Origin of the sequence: Actinosynnema sp. NPDC049800, assembly GCF_040656635.1 — a bacterium.
GTDB lineage: Bacteria > Actinomycetota > Actinomycetes > Mycobacteriales > Pseudonocardiaceae > Actinosynnema.
Map to the genome: position 1 here is coordinate 40506 of NZ_JBFAMT010000016.1, position 14036 is coordinate 54541.

General features: G+C 72.2%; 15 protein-coding genes. 6 read left to right on the plus strand and 9 right to left on the minus strand.

The window, feature by feature from the left end:
* Positions 1-149: 149 nt before the first annotated feature.
* Positions 150-512, minus strand: a complete 363-nt coding sequence (locus AB0I91_RS20330; protein WP_053714584.1) for a hypothetical protein — start codon at positions 510-512, stop codon at positions 150-152.
* Positions 513-525: 13 nt separating this feature from the next.
* Entirely contained in the window at positions 526-849 is a 324-nt protein-coding gene (locus AB0I91_RS20335) for a hypothetical protein (RefSeq protein ID WP_499608014.1), read from the minus strand.
* Between the two features lie 275 nt (positions 850-1124).
* On the opposite strand from AB0I91_RS20335, the gene AB0I91_RS20340 reads away from it, so the two are divergent.
* From AB0I91_RS20340 to AB0I91_RS20350, 3 genes are all read left to right on the plus strand, one after another.
* On the plus strand, positions 1125-2447 hold the full coding sequence (locus tag AB0I91_RS20340; protein WP_498771295.1) for an NsdA family TPR-like regulatory protein: 1323 nt from the start codon (positions 1125-1127) through the stop codon (positions 2445-2447).
* Between the two features lie 19 nt (positions 2448-2466).
* Positions 2467-3357, plus strand: a complete 891-nt coding sequence (locus tag AB0I91_RS20345; RefSeq protein WP_499608280.1) for an aminoglycoside phosphotransferase family protein — start codon at positions 2467-2469, stop codon at positions 3355-3357.
* 96 nt (positions 3358-3453) lie between these two features.
* Entirely contained in the window at positions 3454-3738 is a 285-nt protein-coding gene (locus tag AB0I91_RS20350; RefSeq protein ID WP_498771293.1) for a hypothetical protein, read from the plus strand.
* 46 nt (positions 3739-3784) lie between these two features.
* Here the strand turns inward: AB0I91_RS20350 and AB0I91_RS20355 are convergent, their stop codons facing one another.
* The 5 genes from AB0I91_RS20355 to AB0I91_RS20375 are packed head-to-tail and all read right to left on the minus strand — an operon-like array spanning position 3785 to position 7548.
* Complete coding sequence (locus tag AB0I91_RS20355) at positions 3785-4579, minus strand: NAD(P)H-binding protein (RefSeq protein ID WP_499638166.1); 795 nt, start codon at positions 4577-4579, stop codon at positions 3785-3787.
* A 58-nt stretch (positions 4580-4637) separates the two neighbouring features.
* Positions 4638-5660, minus strand: a complete 1023-nt coding sequence (locus AB0I91_RS20360) for a CopD family protein (RefSeq protein WP_499638169.1) — start codon at positions 5658-5660, stop codon at positions 4638-4640.
* Positions 5657-6220, minus strand: coding sequence for a copper resistance CopC family protein (locus tag AB0I91_RS20365; protein ID WP_499608025.1), 564 nt, complete (start codon positions 6218-6220; stop codon positions 5657-5659). Before AB0I91_RS20365 ends, AB0I91_RS20360 begins: the two co-directional genes overlap by 4 nt.
* Positions 6217-6975 carry a YcnI family copper-binding membrane protein gene (locus AB0I91_RS20370; protein ID WP_499608028.1) on the minus strand — a complete coding sequence of 253 codons (759 nt, stop codon included), beginning with the start codon at positions 6973-6975 and terminating at the stop codon, positions 6217-6219. The genes AB0I91_RS20365 and AB0I91_RS20370 overlap by 4 nt, the downstream gene beginning before the upstream one ends.
* 48 nt (positions 6976-7023) lie before the next feature.
* A complete protein-coding gene (locus tag AB0I91_RS20375; RefSeq protein WP_498771283.1) occupies positions 7024-7548 on the minus strand; it encodes a hypothetical protein in 525 nt (174 codons plus the stop codon).
* 125 nt (positions 7549-7673) lie between these two features.
* On the opposite strand from AB0I91_RS20375, the gene AB0I91_RS20380 reads away from it, so the two are divergent.
* On the plus strand, positions 7674-9323 hold the full coding sequence (locus AB0I91_RS20380; protein WP_498771281.1) for a BCCT family transporter: 1650 nt from the start codon (positions 7674-7676) through the stop codon (positions 9321-9323).
* Here the strand turns inward: AB0I91_RS20380 and AB0I91_RS20385 are convergent.
* Positions 9304-9735, minus strand: coding sequence for a DUF6474 family protein (locus tag AB0I91_RS20385; protein WP_498771279.1), 432 nt, complete (start codon positions 9733-9735; stop codon positions 9304-9306). The genes AB0I91_RS20380 and AB0I91_RS20385 overlap by 20 nt on opposite strands.
* 105 nt (positions 9736-9840) lie before the next feature.
* Here AB0I91_RS20385 and AB0I91_RS20390 point away from each other — a divergent pair, with 105 nt between their 5' ends.
* Positions 9841-11475: a TM0106 family RecB-like putative nuclease gene (locus AB0I91_RS20390; protein WP_499638172.1), complete on the plus strand. Its 1635-nt coding sequence runs from the start codon at positions 9841-9843 to the stop codon at positions 11473-11475.
* Between the two features lie 173 nt (positions 11476-11648).
* On the opposite strand, the gene AB0I91_RS20395 is transcribed toward AB0I91_RS20390, so the two are convergent.
* On the minus strand, positions 11649-12401 hold the full coding sequence (locus AB0I91_RS20395; RefSeq protein ID WP_499608033.1) for an SDR family NAD(P)-dependent oxidoreductase: 753 nt from the start codon (positions 12399-12401) through the stop codon (positions 11649-11651).
* A 281-nt stretch (positions 12402-12682) separates the two neighbouring features.
* On the opposite strand from AB0I91_RS20395, the gene AB0I91_RS20400 reads away from it, so the two are divergent.
* A complete protein-coding gene (locus AB0I91_RS20400) occupies positions 12683-13981 on the plus strand; it encodes a UDP-glucose dehydrogenase family protein (RefSeq protein WP_499638175.1) in 1299 nt (432 codons plus the stop codon).
* Positions 13982-14036: the final 55 nt, after the last annotated feature.

The window sequence follows — 14036 nt, forward strand, 5'->3', positions numbered from 1 at the left end:
GCTTTGGCTGGTGGAACTCTGGCTGGTGGAGCTTTAGCTGGCCGGCGGTCCGTTCGTCGCGGTCGGGGGTTCGCACGTCCCGGACCGCCGGCCAGTAGGCGGGTGCTCGACCTGGTCGCGTCGGGGGAACGACAGGTCGGGGCCGCCCGTTAGTGGGCTCGGACCACCATTCCCCGGCGCGAACGGGTGACAGGAGGCGTCACCGGCGCCGATCGGAGGTGCCGAGCCGGGCGCGGGGCCAAACCGCCCGCGACCAGGTGTTCGTACGCGGCGCGCCACACCGAGCAGGGGCTCTTCTGCTGCCGCCACCGTCCGGAGCACTCGGGGCAGTTGCCCTTCTCGTCCGGTTCGTGCGCGGCGAGCAGGGCCCGCCACCCCTCGGTCAGCCGAGGGAGCTCGGAACGTGCCACCGACAGGAGGGACGGGGCGTCGGCCTCGTTGGCCAGCTCTGTGAGCAGGTCCAACCGCTCCCACACCGCGTTGCGAAGAACTTGTCCGAGGATCTCGTCCACCGAAACGTCACCGTCACCTTTCCGCCTGCTCGGCGGCCTCACGTAGCGCGGCCCTGAGTTGTACGAGTTGGTCGGCCGAAAGGACCGCCGTCTCGCCGGGAGGACCGACCAGGACCACGCGGCCCCGGTCGACCATCACGGTGAGGCAGCGCTCCCGGTCGACCACGTCGCTGCAGCGGATGCGCCACCAGCGACGGTGCCCGGTCGTGCCGCGCCATCCGGAGCCGAGGTCGGTCGACTCCTGGACGGACAGGGGTGAGGGAGAGGCGTCGGTCGCGGCCACGGCAGGCGCTGCCGACCCACCAGGGGTGGTCACCGCCCGCTCGATCAGGTCCACGACATGTTCCTCTCCGTGCTCACTCGCTTACCGGAACTTAGATTGCGATGATTCAACCCGGATCGGGACGTCATAGCGCTGGCCGGTGGCCGTTCCACGGTAAGCGGTCAGTGGAGTTCGGCAGGGCCGATCAGCCTCGCCGATCGGTACTTCTCGCAGTCGGGGGAGTGCCCCTACTCTGCCGTTGACGCCCAAAGGACTGTGAGGGGGCGCAATTGAACACCATCGGTTCGCCAAGCTCTCCTGTTACCCCAGAGGTCTGGGACCAGCAGGAGATGCGTGACGCCCTGGCCAGACGAGAGATCAGCGCGGTCTACCGGCTGCTCCGACGGCACGGTGTCTCGCAGCGCCAGATCGCGGCGCTGACGGGCCAGTCGCAGTCCGAAGTCTCGGAGATCCTCAAGGGACGCCAGGTCATGGCCTACGACGTCCTCGCGCGGATCGCCGCGGGCTTGGGCGTACCCAGGGGGTACATGGGTCTCGCTTACGACGAGGCCACGGCAGTGAGGGTGGCCGCCACGGCGGAGTCACCCCATTCTGAGGAGGACGAGTCGGTGAAGCGAAGGAAGTTCCTCGCGCACGCCGCCGCCATCACCGTCGGCGCGGCCGTGTTCGGTACGGACTCCGGGTCTTGGGCTTCGTCGCCCGCGCAGACTCCGGCCCCTGGCCGCATCGGCATGACCGACGTCCGACAGGTCGAAGCGGCCACCAGGGCGTTGCGCACGCTCGACTACCAGTACGGCGGCGGCTCGTGCCGCGACGCGGTGGTCGCCCAGCTCTCGTGGGGCCAGCAGATGCTCGGCGCGAACGCGACCGACCTGGTCAAGGAACGCCTGTACGTCGCGCTCGCCGACCTGCACAACCTCGCCGGGTGGACCTCGTTCGACACCGGCCTGTACGACTCGGCCCGCAACCACTTCGGCCAGGCGCTCGGCCTGGCGAAGCAGGGGCGCAAGGAAGAGCTCGTGGCCAACATCCTGTACCGGATGGGCCGCGTCTACCTGCACCAGAACGCGCCGGACGACGCGTTGAAGGTGTTCCAGCTCGGCCAGCTGGCCGCGCAGAACTCCGGCTCGGAGCTCGCCGTCGGCATCCTGTGCGCCAACGAGGCGTGGGCCTACGCGAAGATGGGCTCCGACGACCAGGCGCTGAAGCTGCTCGGGCGGGCGCGCGACGAGTTCGCCCGCGCCAACATCGGCGAGGCGCCCGCGTGGGCGAAGTTCTTCGACGCCAACGACCTGTCCGCGATGATCGGCACCGTGCACACGGAGCTGGCGCAGACCGTGGACGCGAAGTACACGCGCACCGCCGTGCCCGCGTTGACCAAGGCCATCGGCGGCTACGGCGAGGACATGACCCGCAGCCGGTCGTTCAACCTCACCTCCCTGTCGATCAACCACCTGCTCGACGGCGACATCGACCACGGCGCGCGGCTCGGCCGGCAGGCGATCGAGCTGTCCGAGGGCCTGAAGTCGGTCCGCACGAAGGACCGGATGAAGCCGCTGCAGCACGAAGCCGAGAAGCGCCGGAACAACCCCGACGCCCGTGAGCTGGCCGAACGCCTGGCCAAGTTCACCGGCAACGACAGCGCGGCCTGAACTGCGGGGAGTCGGGGTCCTGGACGGCAGGTTCACCTCCACCGCGTTGACCGCCGTGCTGAGGCGGCTGTGCGCCGACCTGGGGTTCGCGCACCGCGGCGCGCGGCTGGTGAAGTTCACCAGCAACGCCGTGTTCGACCTGCCCGTCGACCGGGTGGTGGTGCGGATCGTCGGTTCGACGACGTTGCGCCACCGCGCGGTCAAGGTGGTCGAGGTCGCGCGGTGGCTCGCCTCGCACGACGTGCCGGCCGTGCGGCTGGTCGAGGGCGTGCCGCAGCCGTTGGCGGTCGGCGAGCACCTGGCCACGGTGTGGCACACGGTGCCGTCCGGTGGCAGGCCCGTCGACGGCCGTGACCTGGGCCGGGTGCTGCGCCAGGTGCACGCGCTGCCCGCGCCGGAGTTCGACCTGCCGCGCTGGGCGCCGCTGGACGACGTGCGCCGGCGCATCGCGGACGCCGAGGAGCTGTCCGCGCCGGACCGCCGGTTCCTGGAGGACCGGTGCGCCGCGGCCGACGACCGCCTGGCCGAGCTGCGGACCGTGCTGCCGCAGGGCGTCCTGCACGGCGACGCGCACCTGGGCAACCTCATCCCCAGCCCCGACGGCCCGGTGATCTGCGACTTCGACTCCACCAGCGTCGGGCCGCGCGAGTGGGACCTGAGCACCCTGCCGGTCGGCGTCGCCCGCTTCGGCCACCCCGCCGAGTGGTACCGGCAGCTGGCCGACGAGTACGGCTTCGACGTCACCCGGTGGGCAGGCTTCCCGGTGTTGCGCGAGGTCAGGGAGCTGAAGCTGACCACGAGCGTGCTGCCGATCATGCGCAGCCACCCCGGCGTGCGCGAGGAGCTGCACAGCCGGCTCAAAGCGTTGCGCGCGGGCGACACCACCACTCCGTGGACCCCCTACCGCTGAAACGGGGGTCGTGGGGGAACGAACCGGTAACGCTCGGCGCGCGTTTCACGACTGAGGCATCGACGGATGGCGTGACGGGGTCGGCGAGGTGTGCGAGTGGTCGGGAATCTGCCGGTGTTGCGGCGAAGGCGAGCCCTGCGGGCCGCCCGCATGTTGGACGAGGTCGTGGACACGCAGCTGCCGTTCCTGGCGTCGTTCGACGAGCAGCGGCGGCGGCGCTCGGCGACCTACCTGGCCGAACTGGTGAAGCTCGCGCGGGACTACCGGTACTTCGCCAACGGTTGGATCGACGCCAAGGAACTCGAACGGCGTGGTCAGGACGCGATGGCGGCGCTGACCCGGCTTCGTGAGGACTCTTCCGCCCGACCGGTCACCGACTAGGGCGTTCGGCGCAGCTCGTCGCACCGAACGGACCACTCGCCGATGGCTAGTCGCGCCATGCCCCTCCTTCCCACGCCTCCACCGCGTAGTCGTGGAAGCTCTTGGGCTCACGTCCGGTGACCCGGGCGACGGTGTCGGTCGGCTCGCCGTCGGCCAGCGCGTCCCACGCCTTGATCTGCTCCTCGGCCAGGTCGGCGGGCACGACGGCCCGGTAGTCGGCGGGCGTGCCGCGGAACTCCGCCTCCCGGCCGGTGACCCGGGCGAGCACGTCGAGCGCCTGCGGGAACGACAACGCCTCGGGCCCGGTGACCTCGTACACCTCGCCCTCGTGCCCGTCCTCGGTCAGCGCGGCGGCGGCCACCGCGGCGATGTCGCCCGCGTCCACGAACGCCTGCTCCTTCTCGCCGAGGGGCAGCACCAGCTCGCCCGCGAGCACCGAGGGCCGGAAGAAGCCCTCGTCGAAGTTCTGGTCGAACCAGTCCGGCCGCAGCACGGTCCACCCGACGCCGGACTCGCGCACCAGCCGTTCGGCGGCGAGCAGCCGTTCGTCCCCCATCTCCACCACGCCGCGGGTGGACAGCAGCACGAACCGCCGCACGCCCCGCGCCACGGCCTCGGCCACGAAGCCGGGCTCGACCGGCAGCTCGTGCGGCGCCATCAGGTAGACCCGCTCGACGCCGTCCAGCGCGCCCGCCCACGTGCCGGGGTCGGACCAGTCGAAGCGCACCTCGCCCCGGCGTGACGCCCGGCGCACGGCGTGGCCCGCTCCGGAGAGCCGCGCGGCCAGCCGCCTGCCGGTCGAGCCGGTGGCGCCCAGTACCAGGATCGGTCGATCAGCCATGGATCGACCCAATCACAGGGGTCCGACATCCTCGTGCCTGCGCCGACCCGCCGACGGGTCAGGCGACCGGCGCCCGGGAGAGCACGACCGCCAGGCCGAACGCGATGCCCATGATCGCCAGCTCCACCGCGGCCCAGCCCACGATCGCCGTCGTCTTGTGCTGCGCGATGTGCGGCAGGAACCGCCACCGGATGTTCGCGCCGAGCACGGCCAGCGCCGCGGCGCACGCGACCTTGCCGACCAGGACCAGGCCGTAGGAGGTGGTGAACAGCGAGCCCGGCAGCCCGACGACCGGGTTGAGCGCCAGCTCCAGCAGGCCGTTGAACAACCCCGTCACCGACACCAGGACCAGCGCGATCGTGGCCAGCTTCGAGAACTTCGGCAGCGCCTCGGCCAGCAGTCCCCGCCGGTGGGCGACCAGCACGACCAGCGCCGCCAGGCCACCGGTCCACGCCGCCGCGCCGAGCACGTGCAGCTCCATCGAGATCATGGAGTAGTCGTGGTACTTCCAGTTCGACGCGTGGCCGGTCACGGGCAGCGGCAGCAGGCCGAACATGGCGATCAGGATGCGCAGCTCCGCCGGCACCGACTCGCCCCGGCGCACGGCCATGACGCCGATCCACAGGTACACCAGCGCGCACACCGCGCTGAACAGCAGTCCCTGCCCGGCGCCGACGCGCTGCACGTAGTCCACGACCATCGGCATGGTCAGTTCCGCGTCCGGGCGCGTCTCGTAGGCCCGGATCACGATCGACACCAGCGCGGTGAACGCCCACACCGCCGCCGCGACCACGGCGGCGGGTCGGGCGATCCGCATCACCGGCTCGGTGATGGCGGGCCGGCTGAACCCGAGCAGCTTCGGCAGCAGCGAGAGGCCGACGACGATCGTCGCGGCCAGGTCGAGCAGCGTTCGCACCAACGGGTGGCCGAACCGGACCACCACCCCCGGCTCGGCCACGCCCACCGCTTCCGGTGTGGTGGACAGGCCGAGGCCCAGGAAGACGCCGACGGCCCCGCCTGCCAGCAGGCCGCCGACGACCCAGTACCTGTTCGCGGTGGTGGTGGTCCGGTTCGCCGTCATCGCCTGGTGCTCTCCTTGGCGCTGTCCGCGCCGCCGCGCAGCGCGAGGAACGCGCCACCGGCCAGCAGCACGGCCGCGCCGGCGATCCACACCCAGATGGGCACGCCGCCCGACCCGGACGACGGCGACGCCGGGTCCTGGGCGGCCGACGAGGAGGCGGGCGCGGGCGTGCCGCTGCCCTCCTTCGTCAGGGTGAACTTGAGCGAACCCGTCACCGGGTGCCCGTCCGCGGAGAGGACCCGGTAGCCGACGGTGTACTCGGCGGCCGGGCCCAGCGGGCGGACCGGGAAGACGACGCTGTTGTTCTTGACCGTCGGCTCGCCGTCCGCTTCCCAGCGCGTGCCCTCGGGCCCGGTGACGGTGATCGTGTTGAACTTCTCCCCGGCCTGCACGGCCTGGTCGAAGGTCAGCGTGATCGCCGCCGGCCCGGCCTCCAACCGCGACCCGTCCTTGGGGTCGCTGCTGACCAGCACGTTGTGCGCGAACGCCGGTGCGGCCGTGCCGAGCACGACCGCGCCCGCGACGAGGCCGGTCAGCAGCAGCGAGACGACGCGCCTCATGCCGTCGGCTTGCCCGCTCGGCGGGACCGCAGCACGGCTCCCGCACCCAACCCGAGCCCCAGCGCGCCGACCGCCAGACCGGCGCCGCCCAGCCAGCGGGCCGTGTCGTCGGTCGAGCCGGCCGCCGCCGGGTCGTGCCCGGTGTCCGCGACCGCCGTCGTGGTGGCCGTGCCGTGCGCGTCGCCGTCGGTCTTGGCGACGAGCTTCAGCACGGGCGCGGGGCGTTCCGGCTCGTCGGCGCCCTCGGCGGGCGGCGGCGCGTTCCAGTCGACGACCTCGCCGCTGTCGTAGGTCTGCTTGGTCGGCAGCAGCAGCTGGTCGGTGTTGTCCGGCAGCGGCCCGATGGACAGGTCGAACTCGTTGAACTGGCCGGGCTCGATGCGGTTGCCCGGCTCCGCGGTCCACGTGACCGTGCGCACGGCCTCGGTGACCTCGCGGCCGTGGCTCTTGACCGGGGTGGCCAGCTTCTCCTTGACCGCCTCGACCTTCCAGCCGGGCGTCGGCTTCGTGCTGACCGAGGCCAGCGGGTACTCGGCGGGCAGGGTCAGCTCCAGCTTGACCGTGCCCGAGTCGGGGCGTTCGTTGGGCACGCGCAGCGTGACCTTGGTGTACCCGCCCTGCACGGCGTCCTTCGGCGTGGACGCGGTGACGTGGGCGGACGCCAGGCCCGCGGTGGTCAGCGCGAGGATCGCGGCGGCGCCGAGCGCGGCGCCGCCCTTGGCGAGCGTGCGCACGCCAAATCGCTTTGTCGACATGAAGTTGTGGCTCCTGAGACCTGAGGTGTGCTTCGGGGACCCGGGTGATCAGGAACCAGGAGGGCCGCGGCGGCCGTGCACCCGCCGCAACACCACGTCGACCAGCACGTTCGCCGTCGGCGAGGGGGTGGGCGCCCACAGCGCCCCGGCCGGCGCGACCGGCGTGTGGGGCGGCGGCAGCAGCCGGGTCACCACGCCGACCAGCGCGTGCAGCGCGGCGTCGGCGCGGGCCAGCAGCAGACCGGTGAGCAGGGCGGCGAAGGCGTGCGCGGCGGTCATGGCGGTCGGGCTGAACCCGAGGCCGGGACCGTCGGCGGCGTGGTGGCCGAGGTTGAGCAGCGCGTGCTGCCCGACTTGCGCGACGCCCAGCGTGGCCAGGATCGTCCACGGTCGGCGTCCGCGTTCGGCGAGCGCCGTGCCCGCGAAGGCGACGAGCAAGGTCAACGGCAGCGCGGGCGCGAACTCGGTCACCGAGCCGCCCGCCGCGCCATGAGCGGTGACGCTGAGCGCCGCCGAGGTGACGGCCAGCAGCACGGCCCGCGCGAGGCGGGTCGGTGCGGGCCGGCTGGTCATACTCCAGAGAGTAGGAGGTCGTGCCGCCCCGGCGTCAGCCCCCACGGGGTGGCGTGGGTTTGCGCTACTCCGATCGGGGGTAGTGATTACCCGTGACGACCGAGAGTAAACATGTCAAAGAGCCGTTGCCCGGTGATCCGAAGCTGGATCGACCAGGGCGGACGGACCGCGTGGTGTTCGGTGTCGCCGCAGTTGTCACCCTCGGGTTCGTCGCGTGGGGCATCCTCGGCACGGCATCGTTGGCCACGGCGTCGAAATCGGCCCTGACCTGGGTCATCGGCAACCTGGGCTGGGCGTTCGTGCTCAGCGCGTCGGGCTTCGTGCTCTTCGCCCTGTGGCTCGCGGTGAGCCGCTACGGCCGCATCCCGCTCGGCCGCGACGACGAGCCTCCGGAATTCCGCACGATCTCGTGGATCGCGATGATGTTCAGCGCGGGCATGGGCATCGGGCTGATGTTCTACGGCGTGAACGAGCCGCTGTCGCACTTCGTCAAGCCGCCGCCCGGCACCGTCGAGGGCGGGTCGGACCAGGCGTTGCAGACCGCGATGGCCACCACCCTGTTCCACTGGACGCTGCACCCGTGGGCGATCTACGCCGTCGTGGGCCTGGCCATCGCCTACGGCAGCTTCCGCCGCGGTCGCAGCCAGCTGATCAGCGCGGCGTTCGCCCCGCTGCTGGGCAAGCGCCGCGCCGAGGGGCCCGCCGGTCGCGCGATCGACGTGCTGGCGATCTTCGCCACCCTGTTCGGCTCGGCCACGTCGCTCGGCCTCGGCGCGCTCCAGATCGGCAGCGGCCTGCAGGTCGCGGGCTGGCTGGGCGAGGTCGGCAACGGCATCGTGGTCGGCGTCATCGCCGTGCTGACCATGGCGTTCGTCGCGTCGGCGGTGTCCGGCGTGGCCAAGGGCATCCAGTGGCTGTCGAACATCAACATGGTGCTGGCCGTGGTGCTGGCCGCGTTCGTGTTCGTGGTCGGGCCGACGGTGTTCGTGCTGAACCTCGTGCCCACCGCGATCGGCGACTACTTCCGCGAGCTGGCCGACATGGCGGGCCGCACCGCCGCGTCCGGCGGCGACGCCACCGAGACGTGGCTGTCCGGCTGGACGATCTTCTACTGGGCGTGGTGGATCTCGTGGACGCCGTTCGTCGGCATGTTCATCGCCCGCATCAGCCGCGGCCGCACCATCCGGCAGTTCGTGGCCGGCGTGATCGGCGTGCCCAGCCTGGTGAGCCTGGCGTGGTTCTGCGTGTTCGGCGGCACGGCGATCTTCGTGCAGCGGTCCGGCGCGGACCTCGCGGGCACGGCCTCCCCGGAGGGCCAGCTGTTCGGGCTGCTCGACCAGTTCCCGCTGGCCTCCGTCGCCGGGGTGGTGGTGATGCTGCTGGTGGCGATCTTCTTCGTGTCCGGCGCGGACGCCGCGTCCGTGGTGATGGGCACGCTGTCGCAGCGCGGCTCGATCCGGCCGTCGAAGCCCGTGGTGGTGTTCTGGGGCGTGCTCACCGGTCTCGTCGCGGCGGTGATGCTCCTGATCGGCGGGACGAGCGCGCTGACCGGCCTGCAGAACCTCACGATCATCGCGGCGCTGCCGTTCATGGTCGTCATGGTGGGGCTGTGCGTGTCGCTGGCCCGTGACCTGCGCAGCGACCCGCTGATCCGGCGGGAGGAACGGGTCGCCGAGGTGATGGAGGAGGTCACCGCGCACTACGACCCGCAGGACCCCAACCCGGAGGAGACCGCCTACCGGACCGTGGAGGAGCTCACACGCCGAGGCGTTTGAGCAGGTCGGCTTCCATCGCGTCCAGGTCGACCGAGACCGCGCGGTGCGCCGCCTTGCGCCGCGGTGCGGGCATCCGCTCGGACGCCCGCACCGCGGCCAGCAGCTGCGCCAGCCGCTTCTCGGTGTCCTGGACGTAGGTCGGCTCGGTGTCGCGGAGCTGGGCGAGCGCGTCGGCGAACCCGGCGATCCGGGCGTGCAGGCGCGCGCCCTTGCCCGAGTACCTGGTCAGCTGGTCGACGGGCACGCCGAGCCGCGCGGCCCGGTAGTGGTCGTAGCGGTCGCCCAGGAGCGCGGCGGCCCTGGCCGCGACCGGCGCCATCACCGGGATCAACGTCGGCGCCAGCACCTTGGCCACGCCGACGAGGTTCTTCACCCTGGCCGGGGTGAACCCCTTGCCCTTCTCGCGCGCCATGGCCGCACCTCCTGTGCCTGACCCTAGAGCCGTTCCGGCAAAAGATCGACTCGACTCCGCGAGGTTGCCGGTACAACAGCGCGCCCGGCGTCATACGCTGCACCGGTGACTTCCCAGGTGCAGCTCGACGCCGGTGTGGTCACTCGTTGCCGGCGGCGGGTGCACCTCGAACACGATCCGACCATGCGTGACGTGCCCAAACTGCCGCCGGACCCGACCGGTCAGCAGCGCAAGGCCGACGCGGACGACCACCGGCGCGCGGTCGCGACCGCCCTGGGCCGGGTGGTCGGGTCCGACCTGATGGAAATACCGCACGACGTGCCGTCGGCCGACCGCGAGCGCGTCACCGCCGCCGCGATGCGGGCCGGTGTGCCGTACATCTGGGGCGCGGCGCTGCCCCGCGACCCGCTGGGCGGTCGGCGCGGCGGCATCGACCTGCTGGTCAAGGAGGCGACCGGGTACGTGCCGGTGCTCGTGGTCCGGCACAAGGTCAGCGACCCCGGCCAGGGCGCGCGCACGTCACCGCTGTCGCACCCGCTGCCGGGCGGCGCGCGGGTCGACCCGCTGCGCAAGGTCCGGCCCCAGCCGCGCGACCAGCTCCGGCTGGCGCACGCGCAGCGGCAGCTGCAGGCCTCCGGCTTCGCCGCGCAGGGCCGGGCGACCGGCGGCGTGATCGGCATGGACGCCGACGTCGTCGTGTGGCACGACCTGGAAGCGCCGACGTGGCCCGGCGGCAAGAACGCCCTCGCCGAGTACGACACCCGGTTCGCCGACCGGCTGGCCGTGGCGTCCGCCGCCGCCACCGGCGCCGACCCGCAGGCCCGCCCGACCCGGATCGTGGAGTGTCGCAGCTGCCCGTGGTGGCCGGTGTGCGAGGCCGACCTGAAGACCACTCGCGACGTCAGCCTCGTGGTGCGCGGCGAGGACGCCGCGGCGCTGCGCAAGGTCGGCGTCCACACGGTCGACGAGCTGGCCGCGCTCGACCCGGACGAGCAGCTCGTCCCCCTGGTCGGGATGCTGCACTCCGACGCGGTGATCCTCGCCCGCGCCTGGCTGCGCGACCTCACCGTGGTGCGCCGCGTGTCCCGGATGGAGGTGCCGCGCGCCGACGTCGAGGTCGACGTGGACATGGAGAGCTTCGGCGACCTGGGCGCGTACATGTGGGGCTGCTGGCTGTCCGGGCAGGACGTCGGCGAGGAGCACGGCTACCGCGCGTTCGCCACCTGGGACCCGCTGCCGTGCGCGGACGAGGCCCGGTCGTTCGCCGAGTTCTGGGGCTGGTTGACGGGCGTGCGGCTGCGCGCCCGCGCACGTGGCCTGTCGTTCAAGGCCTACTGCTACAACGAGCTCGCGGAGAACCGCTGGCTGCTGGGGTCGGCCGAGCGGTTCAAGGGGCAGCCCGGCATCCCCACCGTGGCGCAGGTGCGGGAGTTCATCACGTCCGACTCGTGGGTCGACCTGTTCGGCATCGTGCAGGACCAGTTCCTGTGCGCGCACGGCAAGGGCCTGAAGACCATCGCGCCGGTCGCCGGCTTCCGCTGGCGCGACCCGGAGGCGGGCGGCGAGAACTCGATGCGCTGGTACCGCGACGCCGTGGGCATGGACGGCAAGCCGGCCGACCCCGCCCAGCGCCGCCGGCTGCTGGAGTACAACGAGGACGACGTCCGCGCCACCCACACCCTGAGGCTGTGGATGACGTCGGACGCCATGGACGACCTGCCGTTCGCCGGGGATTTGTGATTGCGCCGCCTCCGGCGTCGCGGGCGAGGTCGCCCTACCGGACCACCACGCGAGGTCGCGTCGATCGTTCGTGACTCATTTCCCGGCGATCACGCTTTTCGATCGTCGGGAAATCAGGCGCGAGCGGTCGACTCCCGGGCGACCGAGCCGCCGCCTGCGGAGCAGCGGCCGTGTCACCGCGGAGCCATCCGCAGTGCGCCGTCCATGCGGATGACCTCGCCGTTCAGGTAGTCGTGCTCCACGATCGACACGGCCAGCTGCGCGTACTCCTCCGGCAGCGCCAGCCGCTTCGGGAACGGCACGCCCGCCGCCAGGCCGGCCCGGAACTCGTCCGACACGGTCGCCAGCATCGGCGTGTCCACGATGCCCGGCGCGATCGTCATCACCCGCACGCCCACCGACGACAGGTCGCGCGCGGCGGGCAGGGTCATCCCGACCACGGCGGCCTTCGACGCCGCGTACGCCACCTGCCCGATCTGCCCGTCGAACGCCGCGATCGACGCCGTGTTGATCACCACGCCCCGCTGGCCGTGCGCGAGCGGCTCGGTCTTGCCCATCGCCGCCGCCGCCAGCCGCAGCACGTTGAACGTGCCGACCAGGTTGACGTCGATGACCTTCCGGTACAGGTCGAGCGGGTGCGGGCCGGACTTGCCGACCGTCCGCGTCGACGGGCCGATGCCCGCGCAGTTCACCACGACCCGCAGCGGCGAGCCGGAGCCGGCGGCCGTGTCGACGGCGGCCTGGACGTCCTCCTCGGAGGTCACGTCCGCCGCCAGGTAGGTGACGCCCTCGACGTCAGGCGCGTTGTCGGTAGAGAGGTCCAGCGCGAACACCGCCGCACCACGTGCCGCCAACGCCCGTGCGGTCGCGAGGCCAAGCCCGGACGCGCCGCCGGTGACGATCGCCGCGGTACCCGAGATCTCCATACATCCTCCTGTCCTGGGACCAGGAGGTTAACGGTCGTTCAGCCCCCGGCGCTCGGAGAAGTGGAGCAATGCGACCAACGGCACGGCCGCCAGCAGCGCAAGGCCCACGAAGAGCAGGGAGAACAGGACGAGTTCCATACCTACGACCTTGCCTTCGGCCAGGCGAAACCGCGTCCGCCGCGAGGGGTGTTTCCCCGTACACCCGGGGGACTACCCAGCTCACTCTCCGCATACGCCTGGTGTTTGACCCACGGTCAACTTCGGGTGCCACCGTCATACCCATGTTCGTCCGGCGGATCGCGGTCGTGGGAACGGGTTACGTGGGCCTGACGACGGGGGCGTGCCTGGCCTCCCTCGGGCATCGGGTCGTGTGCGCCGACGTGGAGGCGCTCAAGGTCGCGCGGCTGCGTGCCGGGCAGGTCGACATCCTCGAACCGGACCTCGCCGACCTGGTGGCGGCGGGCCAGTCGGCGGGACGGCTCGCGTTCGTGGAGGGCGCGCGGCACGCCGTCGGCGACGCCGAGGTGGTGTTCCTGTGCCTGCCGACGCCCATGGGCGCGGGCGGCGCGGCGGACCTCGGCGCGGTCGAGGCGGTGGCCCGGGAGATCCGCGACGTGCTGCCCTACGGGGCGGTCGTGGTGTGCAAGTCCACCGTTCCGGTCGGCACGTCGACCAGGGTCGCGGCCCTGCTCGGGCGCGAGGACGTCGCCGTCGTCTCCAACCCGGAGTTCCTGCGCGAGGGCAGCGCCGTGCGCGACTTCCTGCACCCCGACCGGATCGTGGTCGGCTCGGACTCGCCGCAGGCCGCCGAACGCGTCGGCGCGCTGTTCACCAGGCTCGGCGCGCCCACGGTGCTCATGGACGCGGCCAGCGCCGAGATGGTCAAGTACGCGGCCAACTGCTTCCTGGCGATGAAGTTGTCCTACGTCAACGCGGTCGCCGAGCTGTGCGAGCTCGTCGGCGCGGACGTCACCTCCGTCACCGAGGGCATGGGCTACGACAAGCGCATCGGCCAGTCGTTCCTCAAGCCGGGCCCCGGCTGGGGCGGGTCGTGCCTGCCCAAGGACACGCACGCCATGGTGCGCATCGCCGATGCGGTCGGCGTCGACTTCTCGCTGGTCAAGGCCACCATCGAGACGAACGGGCGGCAGCAGCGGCGGGTGGTGGAGAAGCTGCGCCGCGCCATCGGGCCGCTCGCCGGCGCCCGCATCGGCGTGCTGGGGCTGGCGTTCAAGGCGGGCACCAACGACCTGCGCGACTCGCCCGCGCTGGCGGTGGCGGAGCTGCTCGCGTTCGAGGGCGCGGAGCTGGTCGCGCACGACCCGGAGATCAGCCGGCCGCTGGTGGGGATGACCGTGGTCGACTCCCCGTACGCGGCGGTGCGCGACGCGGACGCGGTCGTGCTGCTGACCGAGTGGCCGGAGTTCCGCGCGCTGGACTGGGCGCTGGTGGCGTCGGTGATGGCCGGTTCGACGGTGCTCGACACGCGCAACCACCTCGACCCGGACGCGCTGGCGCGGGCGGGGCTCGTGCTGCACGGCCTGGGGCGTGAGCTGCGGGTGCCCGACCAGGCGAGGTGAGCGCGGTTCGGGTTCAGCTGATCTTCAGGACACGGTCTCGTTAGCAGGGGTAACA